The sequence below is a fragment of the Leucobacter muris genome (assembly GCF_004028235.1).
GTDB classification, from domain to species: Bacteria; Actinomycetota; Actinomycetes; order Actinomycetales; family Microbacteriaceae; genus Leucobacter; species Leucobacter muris.
The window spans coordinates 1,643,484-1,665,027 of the sequence record NZ_CP035037.1; the positions used below are offsets into that span (position 1 = coordinate 1,643,484).

The following is a 21,544-nucleotide window of genomic DNA, read 5'->3' on the forward strand; positions in this document are numbered from 1 at the left end:
CGGCGACCGTCTACGGGGCGACGCCCACGTAGGCGGCGGCGCCGTCGATCGGCTGGCCGGAGCCGTCGCGCTTGCCGAGTTCGGTCGGCAGCTTGCGCGCCGCGCCGTCCGCGGCGAGAGCGCGGGGCTCGCCGGTGCCCACCCAGGCGCAGGCGATCTGATCCTCCCATTTGAGGAAGCGCTGCGCGCGCACGCCGCCGGTGCCGCGGCCCTTCGGGGGGAACTCGGACCACTCGGTCACCTTCGCCGTGGCGACGTCGGTGCCGGGCAGCGTGATCGAGCTGTCGGCCACCGTGACGACCCGGGCATCGGCCCCCTCGGGCACCGCGCCGGCGAACACGACCCGGGCCTCGGCGCCGAGACGGATGCCCGCCATGCCGGCGGCCGGGCGGCCCTGGGGGCGCACGGCCGAGGCTGGGAAGCGCAGCAGCTGGGCGTCGCTCGTCACGACCGCGAACTCGGAGTCGTCGGGCGCGGCGAAGGCGGCGACGAGGCGATCGCCCGCCTTGAGCCCGATCACCTCGAACGCGGGCTTCGCGGGCAGATCGGTGAGCACGACCCGTTTCACCGTGCCCTGCTCCGTGAAGAGTCCGACCGGCGTGCCGGTGTCGAGCGGCACGAGGCCGACGACTCGCAGCTTCTTGTCGGTGAGGCCGAGGTAGTCGGCGATCTTCACGCCGGCGGAGAAGGCGACCGACGCGGCAGGCACGAGCGGCAGGTCGACGGGGGTGAAGCGGTGCAGCGTGCCGTCGGAGAGGATCGCGCCCAACTCGCCGCGCACCGTGCCGTCGGCGCGGGTGAGGATCGCGCCGTGCTTGGTCGCCCGCGACGCCGAGCGCGGCGATTCGGGGGCTTCGGGATCCCGATCGATGCGCAGCGCGCGGCCCGTCGCAGAGAGCAGCACCGTGCAGGGGCTATCGGCGACCTCGAGCGACGTCGCCGCGGCGGTGGCTCGGGCGGGGCGGGCCACCGCGCCCGTGAGCACGGTGCGACGCGGGGTGCCGAAGGCCTCGGCCGCCTGATCGAGCTCCTCGGCGACCACGGCGCGCAGCTTCTCGTCGCTGCCGAGGATCTCGAGCAGCGCCTCGATCTCGGCGCGCAGCTCGTCGCGCTCGGCCTCCAGCTCGACGCGCGAGAACTTGGTGAGCCTGCGCAGGCGCAGTTCGAGGATGTACTCGGCCTGCGGCTCCGAGAGGTCGAACACCTGCATGAGGCGCGTGCGCGCCGTCTCGGCGTCGTCGCTCGTGCGGATGAGCTGGATGACCTCGTCGATGTCGAGGATCGCGATAAGCAGGCCCTCGACGAGGTGCAGCCGCTCGCGGCGCTTCTTCAGCCGGAACTCGCTGCGCCGGGTGATCACCGAGATGCGGTGGTCGAGGAACACGCGCAGCATCTCGCGCAGGCCGAGGGTCTGCGGCTGGCCCTTCACGAGGGCGACGGAGTTGATGCTGAACGAGTCTTCGAGCGGCGTGTAGCGGTAGAGCTGCTCGAGCACCGCTTCGGGCGAGAAGCCGGTCTTGAGGGTGATGACGAGGCGCAGACCGTTCTTGCGATCGGTGAGGTCGGCCACGTCGGAAATGCCCGAGAGCTTCTTCGCCTCGACGCCCTGCTTGATCTTCTCGATCACGCGCTCGGGGCCGACGAGGTAGGGCAGTTCGGTGACGATGAGGCCCGTGCGGCGCGGCCCGAGCTGCTCGACCGACACCTTGGCGCGGGTGCGGAACGCGCCGCGGCCCGTGCGGTACGCGTCCTTGACACCGTCGAGGCCGACGATGATGCCGCCGCCCGGCAGGTCGGGGCCGGGGATGAACTCCATGAGCTCGTCGACGGTCGCCTCGGGGTGGTGCAGCAGGTGCTTCGCTCCGTCGACCACCTCGATGAGGTTGTGCGGGGCGAGGTTGGTCGCCATGCCGACGGCGATGCCGCTCGCGCCGTTGACCAGCAGGTTGGGGACGGCTGAGGGCAGCACGTCGGGCTGCATGATCTGGTTGTCGTAGTTGGGGACGAAGTCGACGACGTCTTCGTCGAGGGCGTCGGTCATGGCGAGCGCGGCGCCGGCCAGGCGGGCCTCGGTGTAGCGTGAGGCGGCGGGGCCGTCGTCGAGCGAGCCGAAGTTGCCGTGGCCGTCGACGAGGGGCAGGCGCATCGCGAAGCCCTGCGCGAGCCGCACGAGCGCGTCGTAGATGGAGGCGTCGCCGTGCGGGTGCAGCTTGCCCATGACCTCGCCGACGACTCGGGCCGACTTGACGTGCCCCTTCTCGGGGCGCAGGCCCATGTCCTGCATCATGAACAGGATGCGCCGCTGCACGGGCTTGAGACCGTCGCGGGCGTCGGGCAGGGCGCGGGAGTAGATCACCGAGTACGCGTACTCGAGGAACGATCCCTCCATCTCCTGCGAGATGTCGATGTCTTCGATGCGTTCCCCCGCCGTCTCGTGGGGGCCCTCACTTCGGGATTCCGTCATAATGGAGATCATGCTACCGACGACCGCCGACAACGGTGCGAGGCTGGCCGCGATTCTGCCAAGCGGGATCTCGACGGTCGCCCTGGGGCTCGGCATCGACCCGCGTGCGGCGCTCGAAGCGGCGCCGGGCGTGCCGATCCCCGACGCGAGCCGCCTGCCGCGCCTCCGATCGTTCGTGATGGTCGTCGTCGACGGCCTGGGCCACGCCAATCTGAACGCGCGCGAGGGCCACGCGCCGACGCTCGCGCGGCTGCCGAGGCGCCGCATCGAGACGGTGGCCCCGTCGACGACGGGCGCTGCGCTGACCACTCTCACGACGGGCCGCCTGCCCGGGGCGCACGGTCTGATCGGCTACCGCATCCGTCACCCGAGGCTCGGGCTCGTGACGACGCTGAAGGACTGGGACGGCATCGAGGATCGCGCCGTCTGGCAGCGCGCCGCGCCGCTGTTCGGCATCGCGCGGGCCATCGGAGCGCGGCCGGTCGCGATCGGCCGCCCGGCGCACGCGACGGGCGGCCTGACGGAGGCGATCCTCACCGGCGCGGAGTACCATCCCGGCCAGCGCATCGAGGATCGCTTCGCGGTCGCCTCCCGGCTGCTGCGGGCCGGCGACCCGATCGTCGCCTACCTGTACGTCGACGAGCTCGACAAGGCCGCCCACGAGCACGGGTGGCAGAGCGACGCCTGGGTGCGGCGGCTCGAGCGCCTGGACGCCGAGCTCGACGGGTTCCTGCGCGGCCTTCCCGCCGACGTGGGCGTGGTGGTCACCGCCGATCACGGCATCGTCGACGTCGGGCCCCACCAGCAGGTGATGCTCGACGCCGATCCCGAGCTGTTCGCCGATATCGCCGAGGTCGGGGGAGAACCGCGCTTCCGCTCCCTCTTCCTGCGCGCCGGGGCCGACGCCGGCGCTGTCGCCCGCAGCTGGGCGCAGGCCGAGGGAGCGCGTGCCTGGGTGGCGACGCGCGAAGAGGCGATCGCCTCGGGGTGCTTCGGATCGGTGGATCCGGAGGTGGCCCCGCGGATCGGGGACGTGGTGATCGCCGCGCGCAAGCAGGTCGCCTACTACAGCACCGCCGACGATCCGCGCTCGCTCGACATGGTGGGGCAGCACGGCTCGTTCAGCGAGGACGAGCGGGGCGTGCCGCTGGCGGTCGCGGGCGCCCTCGACGGCAGCGGCTTCGCCTCGGCCGTGGCGACGGCTCAACCGATCGACGCCGGGAGCTAGGCCGGATCCTCGTCGCTGCGGGTGCCGAAGAGGATGTCGTCCCAGCTCGGGATCGACGCGCGCCCCTTCCGGCCGCCTCGCACGTTCTCGGCCGGCTCGCTCTTGTCGCCCTTGCGGTCGCGGGTGTCGCGCTGCCCCTCGCGGGCCGGTGCGTCCTGCGGCGCGCCACCGCGATCGGCGCCGGCGCGATCCGGACCTCCCGACACGCCCGCAGCTCCCCAGATGCTGCGCGGCGCGGCCGGCGCAGGATCGGGATCCGCGGGCGGGGCCGACTGCTTCGTGGGCTCGACGGGGGTGGGCAGCTCGAGCGGCTCCTCGACAGCGCCGCGGCTGCGATCCCGCTCGCCCCGACGCTTGCGGAGCGCGTCGAGCAGGTCCGCGGTCTGGCTCAGATCCGAGTCCGAGGACTCCGATTTGATGGCCCGCTGATCGATCTCGCGGCGGCGCTGGTACTCGGCGTTGGCGTCCGAGAGCGGCGCCGCGAGGTCGGCGGCCGGCGCATCGTCGGCGGTTCCATCGGCCTCCTCGATCCCCTCAGGGTCGGCGGTCGGCGAGCCGTCGAACGCTCCCGAGTCGAACTGGGGCGACGCCTCTCCGTTGTCCACGGCGCGCAGCTTCGGGATGAGGCGGTCTCCCACGTCGCCCTGCTTCGACAGGTTGACGGCGTCGGGGTTGACGGGTGAGAGTACCCCCTTGCGGTGCTCGAACGACCAGACCGCACGATGGGCGACGTCGCGGGAGATGAACTCGAGGGCGATCATCCAGCCGGTCTCGGGATCGCGCCACGACGACCACTCGCTCGTATCCGAGCCGAGCGCGATGAGGCGCTCGGCGATGACCGCCCCGAAGCGCTGATCGCCGTCATCGTCCACATCGGTGCGCACGGGCACCGCGTGGGCGCGCTCGAGCACGTAGTTGCGCTCGGCGATCACGGGTTCCTCGTAGCGCTCGATGTCGGACTCGTCGAGGCCGGTCAGCTGGGCGACCTGGGAACGGGTCTTGCCGGCGCGGATGAGCGCCTGGATCTCTCGGGGTCGCACGCGGGAGGTGTCGCGTTCGCGGCGACCCAGGTGCCGCATCTCGCTGAGCACGGCGTCGTCGACGACGAGGCGGAACTCCTCGCCGGCATCGTTCGCAACGACCAGCGAGCGCTCTTCGCGTCGCACAAAGCGCAGTTCGTCCATCGGCGCATCCCTTCGTGAGTCGCGAACCAGGCTGCCACAGAACGGCGGCACCGGAGGGTATTGACTCGGCGCGTGCTCAAGAATCCGCGGAGTCGTTGGCGGGCCCGACTTCGCGCACAGAGAACTCCGAGCCGAAGAGTTTGCGTCCGACCGCGATCGTAGGGCAGACTATGGCCGCTCGAACGATGAGGTGCCGCTCCCGCGGCACGGGAATGCAGGAGAGAATGGCCACCGATTACGACGCCCCGCGCAAGTCCGAGGAAGAAGCCGAGTCGATCGAGGCTCTGAAGGAACGCGGACCCGCGAAGGGGGCCTCAGGCATCGATTCAGAGGATGCCGACAACCCGAGCTTCAACATCGGCGGCTCGGATCTGTCCGACGTCGAGCTCGACGTGGTCGTGCTGCCGCAGCAGGACGACGAGTTCACCTGCGTAAGCTGCTTCCTGGTGCGTCATCGCTCGCAGATGGCCGAGGAGACCGACCTCGGCCCGGTGTGCGCGGAATGCGCGGGCTGAATCGCGGCTTGAGCTGAAGCCAAAACCCGCCAGGGTTGTGCGCTCGAGCCGCTGCGGCCACCGCCGCAGGCGATTCAGTGCATTCCGCGCCGGGGCCGCTGCCCCGCGAGTCCGCACCCGAGTGGGCCGTCAGCGGATGATCCGCTTCGCGACCTGTCGAGGAGCCGGATGGAGCGCCGCATCTCGAATCGGCGAAGCGATCCCGATGGGCCGACGGCTCGGCTCTCGCGCCCTCAGGCCTTCGCGGCCTCGATAGCTTCTGCGAGCTTCTGCGGGTGCCGCGTGGTGATGATCCAGAACGGCGCCGGATCGGCCGGGTCGATGTTCTCGATGCGCACGCCGCGGTGGATCCAACCGCGCACCACGAGGTAGCTGCGCGCGTCGACGCCGGGCCCGATGGCCGCTCGCATGCCCTCGGATCCGAGCAGCTCGATGCCTCCGAGCTGCTGCACGGGGATCTCGGCGCGCCCCGCGGCGAGCCGACCGTTCTGCACTGCGACGACGGGGCACATGAGGGTGACCGCGCCGGCGACGATGAGGTACACGACGACGCCCACGGGCAGGGCCATATCCGAGTTGATGGGCGTGAGCACGAGAGCGACGGCCGGAACCAGCAGCAGCAGCGCGATGTAGAGGCCGATGCCGGGGAGGAGCCGCTCACGATAGGGGCGGGCGGTGGTCTCTGCTGCGGATCGACTCGTCATACCCCCATTATCCTCGTGCGCACCGTCGAGGACGCCGAGTGCGGGGCGCCGCAGCTCACGGCGTTCCCGGCACGATCCGGTAGCCTGTCCGGGTGACCGATGTCGTAGAGATCCCCATCCGAGCCGAGGTGCCGCCCCGGTACGCGCACTCCGATGATGCGGGGGCGGATCTGTTCGCCGCCGAATCGGCGGTGCTGCAGCCGGGGGAGCGGGCGCTGATCGGCACGGGCGTCGCGATCGCGCTTCCCGAGGGGTACGCCGCGTTCGTGGTGCCCCGCAGCGGGCTCGCCGCGAAGCACGGCATCACTGTGGTGAACTCGCCCGGCACCGTCGACGCGGGGTACCGCGGCGAGATCAAGGTGACGCTGCTCAACACGGATCGGCATGAGCCGTTCCGCGTGGAGGCCGGCGATCGGATCGCGCAGCTGATCATCACGCCGGTGTCCCGCGCGGTGTTCGTGCCGGTGGAGGAGCTGCCGTCGAGCGTGCGCGGCGAGGCGGGTTTCGGATCGACGGGCGTGCGCGGCTGAGGCCGTGCCCGCACAATCAGACGCAGAGGCCCGGCGGAACGGGCGCGAACAAGGAGTGTTCCGACTATGAGCGAAGAACGACAGGCCGACGAGATCGAGCTGAGCGAGCCGCAGACGCCCCGGATCGACGATTCGAAGCCGGCGCCCGAGGATCGGGCGGAGGCGGGGCCCTTCGACGCGAGCGAGGTTCCGGCGATGCGTCCGTACGTCGACCTGGGCGGCATCAAGGTGGCCCCGCGGGAGGGTCTGCAGCTGCGGCTCGAGGTGGACGAGCGTGCGAACCGCGTCGTCGCCGTGTCGCTCGACTACGCGGAATCGCTGCTGCAGGTGCAGGCGTTCGCCGCTCCGAAGAGCACTGGCCTGTGGCACGGGGTGCGAGCCGACCTGGCGCAGCAGATGGCGTCGCAGGGCGCGTCGCTCGTCGAGGAGGACGGCCCGCTCGGCACCGAGCTGGTCGCTCGGACGCCGGTGCCGGCCGACCAGGGGGGCGGTACGCGCGTGGCTCGCTTCGTCGCGGTCGACGGTCCCCGCTGGATGCTGCGCGGCGTCATCATGGGCCAGGCCGCGGTCGACGCCGACACGCGCGAGCGCGTGATCGATCTGTTCCGCGAACTCGTGGTGGTGCGCGGCGAGCAGCCGATGCCCCCGGGCGAGTTGCTGCCGCTGCGCGTTCCCGCCGGTGTGCAGGCTCAGCGCCAGACCCCTCCCGCCCAGGGCGGGGCTCAGCAGGCGTGAGCGACGACCGACCCGCCGACGCGCCGGGCGAGCGCGACGCCGATGCCGATGCGCCGCGCGAGCCGGCGGGTCGTGCGCCGAACGGCCGCGGCGGCCTGGGCGGCGTCGTCGATGCGGGTCTGCACGGCGAGGCCGTGTCGGCCCGCGGCGTGCTCGAGGCGATCGGTGGCTGGCGCGGCATCGCCGAGACGCTCGTTCCGGCGACCCTCTACCTCGGCGTCTTCGTCGTCACGCGCGACGCGCGCATCTCGGCGATCGCTCCGCTCGCGCTCGCGCTCGTCGCCTTCGGCTGGCGCCTGGTCCGCCGCGAGCCGGTGCAGGCAGCACTGTCCGGGCTGATCGGCGTGCTCGTCTGCGTGGGCGTGACGCTGTTCACCGGACGCGGCGAGGACTACTACCTGCCGGGGTTCTGGATCAACGCCGCGTGGATCGTCGCGCACTCCGTGTCGCTGCTCGTGGGGTGGCCCCTGATCGGGCTGCTGCTCGGCTTCCTGCGGGGCTCGCTCACCGAGTGGCGGCGCGTGCCGGTGCTGCGGCGGGCTGCGAATCTCTGCACCGTGTTCTGGATCGCGGCCTTCGGCGCGCGGCTCGCCGTGCAGCTGCCGCTCTACTTCGCGGCGCAGGGCGGCGATACGGCCGCCGTCGACGCGCTGGGACTCGCCCGGCTGCTCATGGGCGTGCCGCTGTTCGCGCTCGCCGCGATCCTGACCTGGCTCGTGCTGAGCCGCGTCTCGGCGGCACTGGGCGACGCGCCGGACAGCGCCACATCATCTGATGATTAGCCGCGCGAAAACGGCGCGGAGACTGGGGAGACGCCTCCGGTAGAGTGTCCTGAGCGCGCCCGAATCCGGTGTAGAATTATCTCGACATCGAGATATTTTGAGCATCCCACCGGATGCGGCGTGTCGGGACATGAGTGGAGGAACTGCAATGGCAGCGGTCAACAGCTTCGGTGCGAAGAGCACCCTCGCCGTCGGCGAGAAGGAATACGAGATCTTCCGGATCGATCGGGTACCGGGCCACGAGCGCCTGCCCTACAGCCTCAAGGTGCTGCTCGAGAACCTGCTGCGCACCGAGGACGGCGCGAACGTCACCCGCGCGCACATCGAGGCGCTCGGCGGTTGGGATCCCGCGGCCGAGCCCGACACCGAGATCCAGTTCACCCCGGCCCGCGTGATCATGCAAGACTTCACGGGCGTGCCCTGCGTCGTCGACCTCGCCACCATGCGCGAGGCCGTCACCGATCTGGGCGGCGACCCCGACAAGATCAACCCGCTCGCGCCGGCCGAGCTCGTGATCGACCACTCGGTGATCTCCGACGTCTACGGTCGCGCAGACGCCTTCGCGAAGAACGTCGAGATCGAGTACCAGCGCAACGGCGAGCGGTACCAGTTCCTCCGCTGGGGCCAGGGCGCCTTCGACGACTTCAAGGTCGTGCCCCCGGGCACCGGCATCGTGCACCAGGTCAACATCGAGTACCTGGCCCGAGTCACCTTCACCCGCGATGTCGACGGCGTCACGCAGGCCTACCCCGACACCTGCGTCGGCACCGATTCCCACACCACGATGGAGAACGGCCTCGGCGTGCTCGGCTGGGGCGTCGGCGGCATCGAGGCCGAGGCCGCAATGCTCGGCCAGCCCATCTCGATGCTCATCCCGCGCGTCGTCGGGTTCAAGCTCTCGGGCCAGATCCCGGCGGGCGTCACCGCCACCGACGTCGTGCTCACCATCACCCAGATGCTGCGCAAGCACGGCGTGGTCGGCAAGTTCGTCGAGTTCTACGGCGAGGGCGTCGGCTCCGTGCCCCTCGCCAACCGCGCCACCATCGGCAACATGAGCCCCGAGTTCGGCTCGACCGCGGCGATGTTCCCCGTCGACGACGTCACGCTCGACTACATGCGCCTCACCGGCCGCCCCGATGAGCAGATCGAGCTCGTGAAGGCCTACACGCAGGCCCAGGGCATGTGGCACGACCCGTCGCGCGAACCCCAGTTCAGCGAGTACCTCGAGCTCGACCTCTCGACCGTGGTCTCGTCGATCGCCGGCCCGAAGCGCCCGCAGGATCGCATCGAGCTCACCAGCGCGAAGACCCAGTTCGAGACCGACCTCAAGAACTACGCCCAGGCCGCGAACCCAGCCAAGGTCAAGGACCAGGCGGGCAACGAGTTCGAGATCGACCACGGCGCGGTCACGCTCGCCTCGATCACCTCGTGCACCAACACCTCGAACCCCTCGGTGATGCTCGCGGCCGGCGTGCTCGCGCGCAACGCCGTCGCCAAGGGCCTCACGGCGAAGCCGTGGGTCAAGACCACCCTCGCCCCCGGCTCGAAGGTCGTGACCGACTACTACGAGAAGTCGGGCCTGCGCGACGACCTCGAGGCGCTCGGCTTCTACCTCGTCGGCTACGGCTGCATGACCTGCATCGGCAACTCGGGCCCCCTCAACGAGGAGATCTCGAACGCGGTCAACGACAACGACCTCGCCGTCACCGCGGTGCTCTCGGGCAACCGCAACTTCGAGGGCCGCATCAACCCCGACATCAAGATGAACTACCTCGCGAGCCCGCCGCTCGTGGTCGCCTACTCGCTGGCCGGCACCATGGACTTCGACTTCGACGCCGAGCCGCTCGGCCAGGACGACGAGGGCAACGACGTCTTCCTGCGCGACATCTGGCCCGACCCGGTCGAGGTGCAGAAGATCGCCGACGCGTCGATCGACTCCGACATGTTCAACAGCAAGTACGCCACGGTGTTCGACGGCGACCAGCACTGGAAGTCGCTGCCCACGCCCACCGGCAACACCTTCGAGTGGGACGAGAAGTCGACCTACGTGCGCAAGGCCCCGTACTTCGACGGCATGCAGCCCGAGCCCGAGCCCGTGCGCGACATCTCGGGCGCCCGCGTGCTGCTGAAGCTCGGCGACTCGGTCACCACCGACCACATCAGCCCCGCGGGCAGCTTCAAGGCCGAGACGCCGGCCGGCCAGTACCTCGTGGCAAACGGCATCGCGCCGCGCGACTTCAACACCTACGGCTCGCGCCGAGGCAACCACGAGGTCATGATCCGCGGCACCTTCGCGAACATCCGCATCCGCAACCAGCTGCTCGCCGCCGAGAACAACGGCGCCGGGGTCGAGGGCGGCTTCACCCGCGACTTCACCCAGGAGGGCGCCCCCCAGGCCTACGTCTACGACGCCTGCCAGAACTACCAGGCGGCCGGCGTGCCGCTCGTGGTGCTCGGCGGCAAGGAGTACGGCTCGGGCTCGTCGCGCGACTGGGCCGCGAAGGGCACCAGCCTGCTCGGAGTGAAGGCCGTCATCACCGAGAGCTTCGAGCGCATCCACCGTTCGAACCTCATCGGCATGGGCGTGCTGCCGCTGCAGTTCCCGCAGGGCGAGAGCGCCGACAGCCTCGGCCTCGACGGCACCGAGACGTTCGACATCACGGGCGTCGAGAAGCTCAACGAGGGCGTCACCCCGAAGACCGTGCAGGTCACCGCGACGAAGGCCGACGGTTCGCAGGTCGCCTTCGACGCCGTGGTGCGCATCGACACCCCGGGTGAAGCCGACTACTACCGCAACGGCGGCATCCTGCAGTACGTGCTGCGCTCGCTCGTCTGAGTTCATGCCGTCTGGGCTGCGCCCAGGCGTCTGAGTTCATGCCGTCTGGGCTGCGCCCAGGCGTCTGAGCTCATGCCGTCCGGGCTGCGCCCAGACGTCTGAGCCATCCAGGCCGAGCGACACGCTGGAAGCCCGCTTCCGCCCCCGAACCGGATCGGTTCGCACGGGCGGGGGCGGGCTTCCGCCATGGTCGGGCGCGGTAGACTGAGGGGATGCCCGGCGCATCCCGCCGGAACCGACAGCGGAGGTGGCGAGTGGCGATCCTGGATCGAATCGAGTCCCCCCGCGACCTCGACGCGCTGACGCCGGAGCAGTGCCGCACGCTCGCGGCCGAGATCCGCGAGTTCCTCATCGCCGAGGTCGCGAAGACCGGCGGCCACCTCGGCCCGAACCTCGGCGTCGTCGAGCTGACGATCGCGATCCACCGGGTGTTCGAGTCGCCCCGCGATCCCATCGTCTTCGACACCGGCCACCAGAGCTACGTGCACAAGCTGCTGACGGGCCGCAAGGACTTCTCGCAGCTGCGCCAGCGGGGCGGCCTCGCGGGCTACCCCCAGCGCGCCGAGAGCGAGCACGACATCGTCGAGAGCTCCCACGCGTCGAGCTCGCTGAGCTGGGCCGACGGCATCTCGCGCGCCTTTGCCCGCCGCGCGCAGTCCGACCCCTCGCAGCACGACCGGCACGTGGTCGCGGTCGTGGGCGACGGCGCCCTCACCGGCGGCATGACGTGGGAGGCGCTCAACAACATCACCGACGACAACGACCGCAACCTCGTGATCGTCGTCAACGACAACGGGCGCTCCTACGCGCCCACGATCGGCGGCATGGCCCGCTTCCTCAACGGGGTGCGCACCTCATCGAGCTACCGCGACCTGCAAGAGGGCAGCGAGAAGTTCTTCTCCGCCTTCGGCGCTCCGGGCCGCACCGTCTACCGGGCCACCCGGGGCGCGATGCGCGGCATCGCGAGCCGCGCCTCCGGCAACCAGGATCTCTACGCGAACCTCGACATCAAATACGTCGGCCCCATCGACGGGCACGACCTCGAGGCGGTCGAGGAGGGGCTGCGGCAGGCGAAGGGCTACGGCCGGCCCACGCTGGTGCACGTCATCACCGAGAAGGGTCGCGGATACGCGCCCGCCGAGAACGACGAGGCCGATCAGTTCCACTCGGTCGGCAAGATCGACCCCGACAGCGGCGTGCCGGTGCAGGCGTCGTCGGGCGCGAGCTGGACGTCGGTGTTCCGCGAGCGCATCGTGGAGCTGGCCGAGGCCGACGACCGCGTCGTCGGCATCACCGCGGCGATGCTCGCCCCCACGGGCCTCGATCTGCTCGCAGAGAAGCACCCGGCTCGCGTCTACGACGTCGGCATCGCCGAGCAGCACGCGGTCACGAGCGCGGCCGGCCTCGCCTACGGCGGTCTGCACCCCGTCGTCGCGATCTACGCGACCTTCATGAACCGCGCTTTCGACCAGCTGCTCATGGACGTCGCCCTGCATCGGGCGGGTGTCACCTTCGTGCTGGATCGGGCGGGCGTCACGGGCCCCGACGGTGCGAGCCACAACGGCGTCTGGGATCTCGCCACGCTGCAGATCGTGCCGGGCATCAGGATCGCCGCTCCGCGTGACGAGGCGTCCCTGCGCGAGCTGCTGGGCGAGGCCGTGCGGGTCGACGACAGCCCCACGGTGATCCGCTACCCGAAGGGCGCGGTAGGGGAGCCGCTGCCGGCGCTGCGCCGACTCGACGACGGCGTCGACGTGCTGCTCGAGCCGGGCACCTCCGAACGCGCCGCCGAGACGGGTCCCGCGTCGACCGATACGTCGTCGACCGATGTGCTGTTCGTCACGGTCGGCCCGATGGCGCGCGTCGCGCTCGACGCGGCCGCAATCCTCTCCGAGCAGGGCATCACGTCGACGGTCGTGGACCCGCGCTGGGTGGTGCCGGTGGCGCAGTCGGTCACGGACCTCGCGCGCGGTCACCGTCTGCTCATCAGCATCGAGGACGGCATTCGCGTGGGCGGTGTGGGCACTCGGATCAGGCAGGCGCTGCGCGACGCCGGCGTCGACACGGCGGTGAGCGAGCTGGGCACACCCGACGCGTTCCCCGAGCACGCCTCTCGCGACGAGCTGCTGCACGATGCGGGGCTCACGGCTGAGCAGATCGCCGCGGCGGTCGCGGATCAGGTGCGGGGCAAGCGTATCCCGATCGCCCGCCCCGAGTAGCGCGAGTCGGATACCTGCCGCGCGCGGCACGGCCGAGACCCCTGCCCGGATGATCCGAACAGGGGCCTCAGGCACACGGAGGCGTCTAGCGGGCGCCCTGGATGCGCGGCTCGTGGAACACCCCGCCGAACGCGCGCTCGCTCGCGCCCACGCGATCGAGGTAGGGGGTCGCGCCGCCCGCCTGGAACGGCCACCCGGCGCCGAGGATGAGGCACAGGTCGATGTCCTCCGCCGCGGCCACCACACCCTCGTCGAGCATGATCTTGATCTCGTTCGCGAGCTCGTCCTCGACGCGGCGCAGGATCTCCTCCTCGCTCGCCGCGGTCTTGCCGAGCGTGACGGCCTTCTTGCCCGCCTTCGACAGATCCTCGACCTTGCCGTGCTTGGTCTTGACGAGGGGCTCGTCGACCTCGGCCAGCCGGTGCAGGTTCTCCGAGGCGTAGAACCGGTCGGGGAACGCGTGCACCATGGTGTCCTGCACGTGTGCCGCCACCTTCCAGCCGACGAGGTCGATGAGCTCGAACGGGCCCATGGGCAGGCCGATCGGCGCGAGTGCGCGCTCGACCACCGGCATCGGGGTGCCCTCGTCGAGCGCGCGTGCCGCCTCGCCCATCACCTTCGCGAGCAGGCGGTTCACCACGAAGCCGGGGCGGTCGGCCGTGATCACGGCGCTCTTGCCGAGTTTCTTCGCGACGGACATCGCGGTCGCCAGCGCCGCGTCGTCGGTGGCGGGCACCTTGACGACCTCGATGAGGGGCATCACCGCGACCGGGTTGAAGAAGTGGAAGCCCACGAGCCGCTCGGGATGGGCGAGCTTCGCGCCGATCTGCTCGACCGACAGCGACGAGGTGTTCGTGGCGATGATGGCTTCGGGGGAGATGATCGGCTCGATCTCGGCGAACACCTGCTGCTTCACGCCGAGCTCTTCGAACACGGCCTCGATCACCCAGTCGCAGTCGGCGTAGAGCGCCTTGTCGGTGGTGCCGCTCACGAGCGCCTTCAACTGGTTGGCGTCGTCGGACGAGAGCCGGCCCTTCTGGTGCATCTTGTCGATCTCGCCGCGGATGTACTCGAGACCCTTGTCGACGCGCGCCTGGTCGAGGTCGGTGATGAGCACGGGCACGCGCAGCTTGCGGGCGAAGAGCAGCGCGAACTGGCTGGCCATGAGACCGGCGCCGATCACGCCCACCTTCTTGACGGGGCGGGCGAGCTCGCGGTCGGGGGCGCCCGCGGGCCGCTTCGCGCGCTTCTGCACGAGGTCGAAGGCGTAGATGGAGGCCGCGAACTGGTCGCTCGAGATCAGTTGGGCGAGCGCGTCGTCTTCGCGCTCGAAGCCGCGCTCGATGTCGTTGTCCTTCGCCGCGCTGAGCAGGTCGAGGGCGACGTAGGGCGCCTTCGCCGCGGTGCCGATGCGCGCCTTGAGGGTGTCGCGCGCGATCTTGATCGCGGCTGGCCACTTGGTGAGGCGCTCGAGCTTGCCGGGCGCGTGGGGCCGGTCGACCTTGACGCGCCCCTCGATCACGCCGTCGGCCCACGCGACGGAGCGCTCGAGGAAGCTGGCCGCGCCGAACATCGCGTCGAAGAGGCCCATCTCGTAGGCCTGCTTCGGCTTGAGCATGCGGTTGTTCTTGAGCGGGTTCGAGACGATGATCTCGAGGGCGTTCTCGATGCCGATGAGGTTCGGCACGAGGGTGGCGCCGCCCCAGCCGGGGATGATGCCGAGGAAGACCTCGGGGAACGCGAGTGCCGCAGCCGACGAGTCGAGCGTGCGGTAGTCGCAGCCCAGCGCGATCTCCATAGCCCCGCCGAGCGCGAGACCGTTGACGAAGGCGAAGGAGGGCACGCCGAGCTTGCCCAGCTTGCCGAGGACTCGGTGCCCGTACTGCGCCATGAGGCGCGCGTTCTGCTCGGTGGCGAGCGTGGAGACCTTCGAGAGGTCGGCGCCCGCGGCGAAGATGAACGGCTTGCCGGTGACCGCGACGGCGCGGATCTCGCCCGCGGCGGCCCGATCGCGCTGCTCGTCGAGCACGCGCTCGAGGCCCTGCAGGGTACGGGGTCCGAGTGTGTTGGGGCGCGTGTGGTCGCGACCGTTGTCGAGGGTGATGAGGGCGAGCGCGCCGCCCGAGGGCAGTGCGACGTCGCGCACGTACGATTCGGTGACGACCTCGTCGGCCGAGGCGTCGATGATCGGCGAGAAATCGATCTTGCTGTAGTCGGTCATGGCGATTACTTCTTGCCCTTCTTGCCGTCGAAGTGAGGATTCTCCCAGATGGCGGTGCCGCCCTGGCCGAGGCCGACGCACATGGCGGTCACGCCGTAGCGCACGTCGGGACGCTGCTCGAACTGGCGCGCGAGCTGGATCATGAGGCGCACGCCGGAGGCCGCGAGCGGGTGGCCGAACGCGATGGCGCCACCCCAGGGGTTGACGCGCGGGTCGTCGTCGGCGATCCCGAAGTGGTCGGTGAACGAGAGCACCTGCACCGCGAAGGCCTCGTTGAGCTCGAAGAGGCCGATGTCGTCGACGGTGAGCCCGGCTCGCTTCAGCGCCTTCTCGGTCGACGGCACGGGGCCGAGGCCCATGACCTCGGGCTGCACGCCGGCGAAGGCGAAGCCGACGAGGCGCATCTTGGCACCGAGTCCCAGTTCCTTGGCGGTGTCGGCGCCAGCGAGCAGCGAGACCGTGGCGCCGTCGGTGAGCGGGGAGGCGTTGCCGGCGGTGACGCGGCCGTGGGGTCGGAACGGAGTCTTCAGGCCGGCGAGGCCCTCCATGGTGGTCTGCGGACGACGGCCCTCGTCTTCGGTGGCGACGCCCCAGCCGCTCTCGGAGCGGGTGGCGACGGGCACGAGGTCGGCCTGGATGTCGCCGCGGTCGTACGCCGCCTGCACCTTGTGCTGGCTCAGCATGCCGAAGCGGTCGGCGCGCTCCTTGGTGAGCTCGGGGAAGCGGTCGTGCAGCCGCTCGGCGGTGATGCCCATGTTGAGGGCGTCCGGGCTCACGAGCTTCTCGGCCACGAATCGGGGGTTCGGGTCGGCATCGAGGCCGATGGGGTGCCGCCCCATGTGCTCGACCCCGCCGGCGATCGCGAGGTCGTACTGGCCCGAGCCGATCGCCGCGCCCATGAACGAGGCGACGGTGAGGGCGCCCGCGCACATGCGGTCGAGCGCAAAGCCCGGCACGGTGACGGGCAGGCCCGCGAGCATTGCGACGGTGCGGCCCAGGGTGAGCCCCTGGTCGCCCTGCTGCGTGGTCGCCGCGATGCCCACATCGTCGATGCGGTCGAGCGGAAGCGCCTCGTTGCGCTCGATCAGGCCCTGCAGCGCCTTGACCGCCAGGTCGTCGGCGCGGGTCCCCGCGTACAGTCCCTTTTCGCCGGCGCGACCGAACGGGGTGCGCACCCCGTCGACGAACACGACTTCTCTCATTGCGGCCACTGTGCCTCCATCAGGTGTGTGATCTGCGTCTCAACCATCCTAGAGACGGAGTCTCACCGAGGGAAGGGGGAGTGCGTGATCGCCGCAATTCCGAGCACCACAGTGTTACTTCTTATGCGAGGTCCACAAAAGCGGCGGCAATGATTGGTGCAGTGATGCCAATCTGCCAGTCACGGGCGCCCAACTCTTTGAGACGCAGTGCCACTGCGGCGGTCGAGCGATCTCCGGGCGGGCTCCACACGACCCGCCGCAGGGTGTCCGGCGTCAGCAGATTCTCGAGGGGGATGCGCTGCCGCTCGGCTTCGGCCTCGAGGGCTCCCCGGGCTGCGGCGAGCCGCGCAGCGGCCTCGGGATGGCGCTGCGGCCACCCACGATGGTGGGGCATGAAATCGGGATCCCGCGGCTTCGGCCCCGGCAGATCCTCGGTCGTCTTGCCGTTCAGGATCGCCCGCCACCACCGGTCGATCTCGGGGCGGCTGGCTCGGCCGCGGAAGGTCTGCAATCGGGCGAGGTCGCCCTTCGAGCGGGGGTTCGCCGCGGCGGCCGCCACGATCGAGGAGTCGGGGATCAGCCGGCCGGGCGCCACGTCGCGCTCGCGAGCGAGTTCGTCGCGCGCCAGCCACAGTTCGCGTGCGATCGCGAGCGCACGGGGCGAGCGCAGAGCGTGGCCGCCGGAGAGCTTGCGCCAGGGCTCCGGACCGCGGGGCTTGTCGGGGCGGGTGCGCACGGCTTCGAACTCCTGCAGCGCGAACTCGGTCTTGCCCTGCGCCTCGAGATCCTGGGCGACGGCGTCTCGCAGGTCGGGCAGCAGCGCCACGTCGAGGGCCGCGTACTCGAGCCAGGGCTCGGGCAGCGGGCGCTGCGACCAGTCGGCGGCCGAGTGGGCCTTCTCGAGGCTGATCCCGAGCAGCGACTCCACGATCGCACCGAGGCCGACCCGCTCGTAGCCGAGCAGTCGCGCGGCGAGCTCGGTGTCGAAGAGGCGGGTGGGCTGCAGGCCGATCGCGCTGAGGCAGGGGATGTCCTGGCTCGCGGCGTGGAGGATCCACTCCTCGTCACCGATGGCCTCGGCCAGAGGTGCGAAGGTCTCGAGCTCGGTGGGGTCGAACAGGAACGGGCGGGCGCCGCGCCGGAACACCTGCACGAGGTAGGCGTCCGAGCCGTAGCGGAAGCCGGATGCCCGCTCTGCGTCGACGCCGACGGGGCCCGCGCCCGATGCGAGGGCGTCGGCGGCGCGCTCCAGAGCCGCCTCGTCGGTGACGAGCGACCAGTCGGTGTCGAGTTCGGACTGCTCGACCACGGTCACTCGCCCGCTCCGTGGGGCAGCCCGGCCAGCAGGCACAGCAGTTCGGACCAGGCCTCGGCGTGCGCGCCGAAGTCCGCGCCGAGCGGGGTCCACGACGCGCGCAGCTCGATCTGGGCGGCGTCCCCCTGCGCCTCGAGCGTGCCGAAACCGCTCGAGAGCGTCTTCGTGGCGGTGCCCGACAGGTAGGTGTACTCGGCGCCGCGCGAGTCGAGTGCGTCGACGAGCCACGACCAGGCGACGTCGGAGATGAAGGGGTCGACGCCGATCTCGACCTCGAGCGGGGCCTGCGCGAAGCAGACGATGCGGAACGGTGCGCCCCACTCCTCGGCCGATTCGGGGTCGTGCATGAGCACGATACGACCCGCGCCGTAGTGCGAGTCGATGGTGCCGTCGGGGGAGAGGCCGCGCCGCGGGCCCCGCGCCACGCCCGCCGCCATGGCGATCGATCGGGGTGCGATCCTCTCGGGAGCCGGGATCTCCTGCGTCACGAGCTCGCTGCGCAGCCTGGCGCCGCGGATCTGAGCGGCAGCGACCTCGAAGTCGACCGACTGCAGACCAATCCTTGCCATCACAAGGGGAACACTAGAGTTTGCTGTGAGGGTTTTCGCGATGCCACGCCGTGCAGGGCGGATCGCGGGAGAGGAGAGCGGCTCATGGAGAACTGGCAGCGCAACGCGGCTCGTGGGCTCGGCTTCGCGGCCGGAGCGGCGGCGGTCGGCGCGGTGGGAGTGGTGGCGGGCGGCGTCGCGCTGGCCCGCATGGCGGTGACGCCCGAGCGCGAGGCCGAGTCGCCGGTCACGCTGGTCGGCCTGCAGCGCAGCGGCTCGGCGACCGTGGTCCGACTGCGGGGCGTCGACTGCGACCTGCCGGGCCGCTACTCGCTGGTCTTCGACGGCGGCGCCGGCCACGCCCGCCTCGGGCCGGTGCTCTCCTCGGGACCCGAGGGCACGATGCGCGAACTGCTGCGGGTGGACCGCGGTGCGCCCCGCGAGGGCACGCGGGCACGCCTCGCGGGCTGGTGGTATGTCGCACCCGAAGAACTCGGATACGCGACCGAGCGCATCGAGTACCCCACCGAGCTCGGCGAGTGCGAGGCGTGGATCGTGCACCCGCCTCGCACTCGCAAGAAGCGCTGGGCGGTGCACGTGCACGGACGCGGCGCCCCTCCGGAGGAGACGCTTCGCGGCGTGGCGCCGCTCGCGCGCGCCGGCATCACGAGCCTCGTGATCAGCTACCGCAACGACCCCGGCGCCCCGAGCGGCGCGTACGGACGCTACGGCGTGGGTGTCTCGGAGGCCCGCGACGTCGACGCGGCGATCGCCGAGGCCCGTCGCCCGCGGAGCGCAGCGGGTGACGCTGTTCGGATGGTCGATGGGCGGCACGGCCGCGCTCGTCTCCGCGACCCGCGGCGAGCACCGCGACGCGATCGACGGCCTGATCCTCGACTCGCCGGCCATCGACTGGGACGAGCTGCTGCGCTACCACGCGGCCGGCAGACGCGCGCCGAAGCTCGTCGCCGAGCTCGGCATCCGCCTGCTCTGGCAGGGGCGCGTGCGCGGCGGCGAGGCGGGCGGGATCGCATTCGACGGCTTGAATGCCGCGGCCTTCGGGCGCGAGCTGCAGGTGCCGGTGCTCGTGCACGCGAGCGAGCAGGACAGCTTCGTGCCGTGCAGCGGCGCGCAGCGCCTCGCGGCGGCGCGGCCCGATCTCGTGCAGCTGCGACTGCAGAAGCGCGGCGAGCACGTGAAGCTGTGGAACGTCGACCCCGAGCGCTGGGAGCGCGCGACCGAGCAGTTCGCGCGAGCGCTGCCCCGGCCGGCCTGGCGCGGCTGAACGGCGGCCGGACCGCCGTCGAATCGCAGCAGGTCACCGCGCTCAGGCGACAGCGCGCGGCCGCGGCAGCGGTAGACTTGCCCACGATGTCTTCCGACCCCCAGCACAGCTCCGCCCGTCTCATCGACCGGCATCCGAATATCTCGGGCGCCGAGCTCGTCGCGACGCTCGTTCCGCCGCCGCAGTTCGATCACGCCTCATTCGACTCGTACCGGCCCGATCCCGAGTACCCGTCGCAGGAGGAGGCGCGAAGCCTGCTGCGCTCGTTCACCGAGCCCGAGCCGCCCGCGGCCCGCGGCGGCTTCTTCGGTTTCGGGCGCAAGAAGCAGACCGAGCCGCGGCAGAGCGCGCCCGCCAAGCCCGGCGTGTACCTCGACGGCGGTTTCGGCGTCGGCAAGACGCACCTGCTCGCGGCGGCGTGGCACGCGACGGCGGGTCGCAAGTACTTCGGCACCTTCATCCAGTACACGGCGCTGGTGGGTGCACTCGGGTACGACGGAGCGCTCGGCGTGCTGCAGGGCGCGCGCCTCATCTGCATCGACGAGTTCGAGCTCGACGATCCGGGCGACACGATGCTCATGACGAGGCTGATCAAGGACCTCACCTCGACCGGCTCGCGGTTCATCGCGACATCGAACACGCCCCCGAACGCGCTGGGCGAGGGCCGCTTCGCCGCCGCCGACTTCATGCGCGAGATCCAGGCGATGGCCGACCGCTTCACGACGGTGCGCATCGACGGCGTCGACTATCGTCAGCGCGACATCGAGGGAGACGCCGTCGCGCTCGACGTCGACGCGTACCGGTTCGCCCTGGCCGACGTGGCCGCCTCGGGCGAACGCATGACCGACGACGACTTCCAGCAGCTCATCGCGCACCTCGCGACGGTGCACCCGTCGAGCTACGTCGGCATGCTCGACGGCGTGCAGTGCATCGGCCTGCGCGACGTGCACGAGCTCACCGATCAGTCTGCGGCGCTGCGCTTCGTCGCGTTCATCGACCGCGTGTACGACGCGCAGATCCCGATCCGGGCGACGGGCGTGCCGCTCACGTCGGTCTTCGGCGGCGGCATGCTCGACGGCGGCTACCGCAAGAAGTATCTGCGCTGCATGTCCCGTCTCAATGCGCTCACCTCGAGCGAGCTCGAGGCGTAGGGCGGCGGCGTGGCTGGCGGGGCATCGGGCCGCGGACTGCTGCGCGGGATCGCGCGCGCCGTGGCCGACGCGCTGATCGGTTCGCAGCGGCGGCCGGGATCGGATCGGGGGCGCGGATCGCGCGGCCGGCCCGCCGTGCTGCGCGCTGCGCGCCGCGGCTCGGACACCGCATCGCCGGCGCTCGGTCTGGAGGACAGCCCGGGCCGCAACGGCGCGGACGCGACCCGAGATTTGACGCCGCACGAGATCGGCGCCCTGCGTCCGAGCTACGAGCCGCATCCAGACGGCGATCCCGACCCTGGTGAGATCGTGTGGACCTGGGTGCCGTACGTGGAGAACGACGGGCGCGGCAAGGATCGCCCGGTGCTGATCATCGCGCGGATCGACGGCGACACCACGGCCGGCTGCTATCTGAGCACGAAAGCGCACCGCGACTTCGTCTCGGTCGGCACGGGCGGCTGGGACAGCCAGGGGCGGGAGAGCTTCCTCTCGCCAGAGCGCGTGCTGCGCATCACCGACAGCGGCATGCGTCGCGAGGGGCATGTGCTGCCGCGGGAGCGCTTCGCGCCCGCGGTGCAGGCCGTGATGCGTCGGCACGGCATTCGCGGCTGATTCTCGGTCGACC

Annotated in this window: 17 protein-coding genes; 10 read left to right on the forward strand and 7 right to left on the reverse strand. The window is 71.0% G+C overall.

All coding sequences use genetic code 11. From position 1 onward, the window contains the following. Positions 1 to 10: 10 nt before the first annotated feature. On the reverse strand, positions 11 to 2,464 hold the full coding sequence (locus Leucomu_RS07735) for a DNA gyrase/topoisomerase IV subunit A (RefSeq protein WP_017882534.1): 2,454 nt from the start codon (positions 2,462 to 2,464) through the stop codon (positions 11 to 13). Positions 2,465 to 2,474: 10 nt separating this feature from the next. Between Leucomu_RS07735 and Leucomu_RS07740 the strand changes: the two genes are divergently transcribed. Then, positions 2,475 to 3,692 carry an alkaline phosphatase family protein gene (locus Leucomu_RS07740; protein WP_228407036.1) on the forward strand — a complete coding sequence of 406 codons (1,218 nt, stop codon included), beginning with the start codon at positions 2,475 to 2,477 and terminating at the stop codon, positions 3,690 to 3,692. Here Leucomu_RS07740 and sepH read toward each other — a convergent pair. Continuing rightward, positions 3,689 to 4,876, reverse strand: coding sequence for a septation protein SepH (gene sepH, locus Leucomu_RS07745; protein WP_128386854.1), 1,188 nt, complete (start codon positions 4,874 to 4,876; stop codon positions 3,689 to 3,691). The two genes, Leucomu_RS07740 and sepH, sit on opposite strands and share 4 nt — an antisense overlap. Before the next feature lie 224 nt (positions 4,877 to 5,100). On the opposite strand from sepH, the gene Leucomu_RS07750 reads away from it, so the two are divergent. Then, positions 5,101 to 5,391 (forward strand): DUF4193 family protein, encoded by a 291-nt coding sequence (locus Leucomu_RS07750; RefSeq protein ID WP_017882531.1) that lies wholly within the window; start codon positions 5,101 to 5,103, stop codon positions 5,389 to 5,391. A gap of 233 nt (positions 5,392 to 5,624) precedes the next feature. On the opposite strand, the gene Leucomu_RS07755 is transcribed toward Leucomu_RS07750, so the two are convergent. After that, positions 5,625 to 6,095, reverse strand: coding sequence for a DUF3093 domain-containing protein (locus tag Leucomu_RS07755; RefSeq protein ID WP_017882530.1), 471 nt, complete (start codon positions 6,093 to 6,095; stop codon positions 5,625 to 5,627). Positions 6,096 to 6,187: 92 nt separating this feature from the next. Here Leucomu_RS07755 and dut point away from each other — a divergent pair, with 92 nt between their 5' ends. The 5 genes from dut to dxs all read left to right on the forward strand — a co-directional run bounded on the left by dut (position 6,188) and on the right by dxs (position 13,197). Beyond that, positions 6,188 to 6,625 (forward strand): dUTP diphosphatase, encoded by a 438-nt coding sequence (gene dut, locus Leucomu_RS07760; protein ID WP_017882529.1) that lies wholly within the window; start codon positions 6,188 to 6,190, stop codon positions 6,623 to 6,625. A gap of 66 nt (positions 6,626 to 6,691) precedes the next feature. Beyond that, positions 6,692 to 7,360 (forward strand): DUF3710 domain-containing protein, encoded by a 669-nt coding sequence (locus tag Leucomu_RS07765; RefSeq protein ID WP_194294536.1) that lies wholly within the window; start codon positions 6,692 to 6,694, stop codon positions 7,358 to 7,360. Continuing rightward, positions 7,357 to 8,142: a DUF3159 domain-containing protein gene (locus tag Leucomu_RS07770; protein WP_017882527.1), complete on the forward strand. Its 786-nt coding sequence runs from the start codon at positions 7,357 to 7,359 to the stop codon at positions 8,140 to 8,142. The genes Leucomu_RS07765 and Leucomu_RS07770 overlap by 4 nt, the downstream gene beginning before the upstream one ends. A gap of 148 nt (positions 8,143 to 8,290) precedes the next feature. Further along, a complete protein-coding gene (gene acnA / locus Leucomu_RS07775) occupies positions 8,291 to 10,978 on the forward strand; it encodes an aconitate hydratase AcnA (protein WP_017882526.1) in 2,688 nt (895 codons plus the stop codon). A 254-nt stretch (positions 10,979 to 11,232) separates the two neighbouring features. Then, positions 11,233 to 13,197 (forward strand): 1-deoxy-D-xylulose-5-phosphate synthase, encoded by a 1,965-nt coding sequence (gene dxs / locus Leucomu_RS07780; protein ID WP_017882525.1) that lies wholly within the window; start codon positions 11,233 to 11,235, stop codon positions 13,195 to 13,197. An 85-nt stretch (positions 13,198 to 13,282) separates the two neighbouring features. Here dxs and Leucomu_RS07785 read toward each other — a convergent pair whose 3' ends face one another. The 4 genes from Leucomu_RS07785 to Leucomu_RS07800 all read right to left on the reverse strand — a co-directional run bounded on the left by Leucomu_RS07785 (position 13,283) and on the right by Leucomu_RS07800 (position 18,504). After that, the gene (locus Leucomu_RS07785) at positions 13,283 to 15,418 is read right to left on the reverse strand and encodes a 3-hydroxyacyl-CoA dehydrogenase NAD-binding domain-containing protein (RefSeq protein ID WP_128386855.1); all 2,136 of its coding nucleotides are present in this window, start codon (positions 15,416 to 15,418) and stop codon (positions 13,283 to 13,285) included. Between the two features lie 5 nt (positions 15,419 to 15,423). Continuing rightward, positions 15,424 to 16,620, reverse strand: coding sequence for a thiolase family protein (locus Leucomu_RS07790; protein WP_407656637.1), 1,197 nt, complete (start codon positions 16,618 to 16,620; stop codon positions 15,424 to 15,426). Between the two features lie 121 nt (positions 16,621 to 16,741). Continuing rightward, on the reverse strand, positions 16,742 to 17,935 hold the full coding sequence (locus Leucomu_RS07795; RefSeq protein ID WP_128386857.1) for an HRDC domain-containing protein: 1,194 nt from the start codon (positions 17,933 to 17,935) through the stop codon (positions 16,742 to 16,744). After that, positions 17,932 to 18,504, reverse strand: a complete 573-nt coding sequence (locus Leucomu_RS07800) for a DUF3000 domain-containing protein (protein ID WP_128386858.1) — start codon at positions 18,502 to 18,504, stop codon at positions 17,932 to 17,934. Before Leucomu_RS07800 ends, Leucomu_RS07795 begins: the two co-directional genes overlap by 4 nt. Before the next feature lie 781 nt (positions 18,505 to 19,285). Between Leucomu_RS07800 and Leucomu_RS15490 the strand changes: the two genes are divergently transcribed. From Leucomu_RS15490 to Leucomu_RS07815, 3 genes are all read left to right on the forward strand, one after another. After that, a complete protein-coding gene (locus Leucomu_RS15490; protein ID WP_228407037.1) occupies positions 19,286 to 19,768 on the forward strand; it encodes an alpha/beta hydrolase in 483 nt (160 codons plus the stop codon). 86 nt (positions 19,769 to 19,854) lie between these two features. Continuing rightward, positions 19,855 to 20,919 (forward strand): cell division protein ZapE, encoded by a 1,065-nt coding sequence (zapE, locus tag Leucomu_RS07810; protein WP_031289439.1) that lies wholly within the window; start codon positions 19,855 to 19,857, stop codon positions 20,917 to 20,919. Positions 20,920 to 20,928: 9 nt separating this feature from the next. Beyond that, a complete protein-coding gene (locus tag Leucomu_RS07815) occupies positions 20,929 to 21,531 on the forward strand; it encodes a hypothetical protein (protein WP_128386859.1) in 603 nt (200 codons plus the stop codon). Positions 21,532 to 21,544: the final 13 nt, after the last annotated feature.

Coding starts and splice junctions, on each gene's coding strand:
- Leucomu_RS07735 (WP_017882534.1), bottom strand. CDS start 2,464: ATGACGGAATCCCGAAGTGAGGGCCCCCACGAGACGGCGGGGGAACGC.
- Leucomu_RS07740 (WP_228407036.1), top strand. CDS start 2,475: ATGCTACCGACGACCGCCGACAACGGTGCGAGGCTGGCCGCGATTCTG.
- sepH (WP_128386854.1), bottom strand. CDS start 4,876: ATGGACGAACTGCGCTTTGTGCGACGCGAAGAGCGCTCGCTGGTCGTT.
- Leucomu_RS07750 (WP_017882531.1), top strand. CDS start 5,101: ATGGCCACCGATTACGACGCCCCGCGCAAGTCCGAGGAAGAAGCCGAG.
- Leucomu_RS07755 (WP_017882530.1), bottom strand. CDS start 6,095: ATGACGAGTCGATCCGCAGCAGAGACCACCGCCCGCCCCTATCGTGAG.
- Leucomu_RS07765 (WP_194294536.1), top strand. CDS start 6,692: ATGAGCGAAGAACGACAGGCCGACGAGATCGAGCTGAGCGAGCCGCAG.
- acnA (WP_017882526.1), top strand. CDS start 8,291: ATGGCAGCGGTCAACAGCTTCGGTGCGAAGAGCACCCTCGCCGTCGGC.
- Leucomu_RS07785 (WP_128386855.1), bottom strand. CDS start 15,418: ATGACCGACTACAGCAAGATCGATTTCTCGCCGATCATCGACGCCTCG.
- Leucomu_RS07790 (WP_407656637.1), bottom strand. CDS start 16,620: ATGAGAGAAGTCGTGTTCGTCGACGGGGTGCGCACCCCGTTCGGTCGC.
- Leucomu_RS07800 (WP_128386858.1), bottom strand. CDS start 18,504: ATGGCAAGGATTGGTCTGCAGTCGGTCGACTTCGAGGTCGCTGCCGCT.
- zapE (WP_031289439.1), top strand. CDS start 19,855: ATGTCTTCCGACCCCCAGCACAGCTCCGCCCGTCTCATCGACCGGCAT.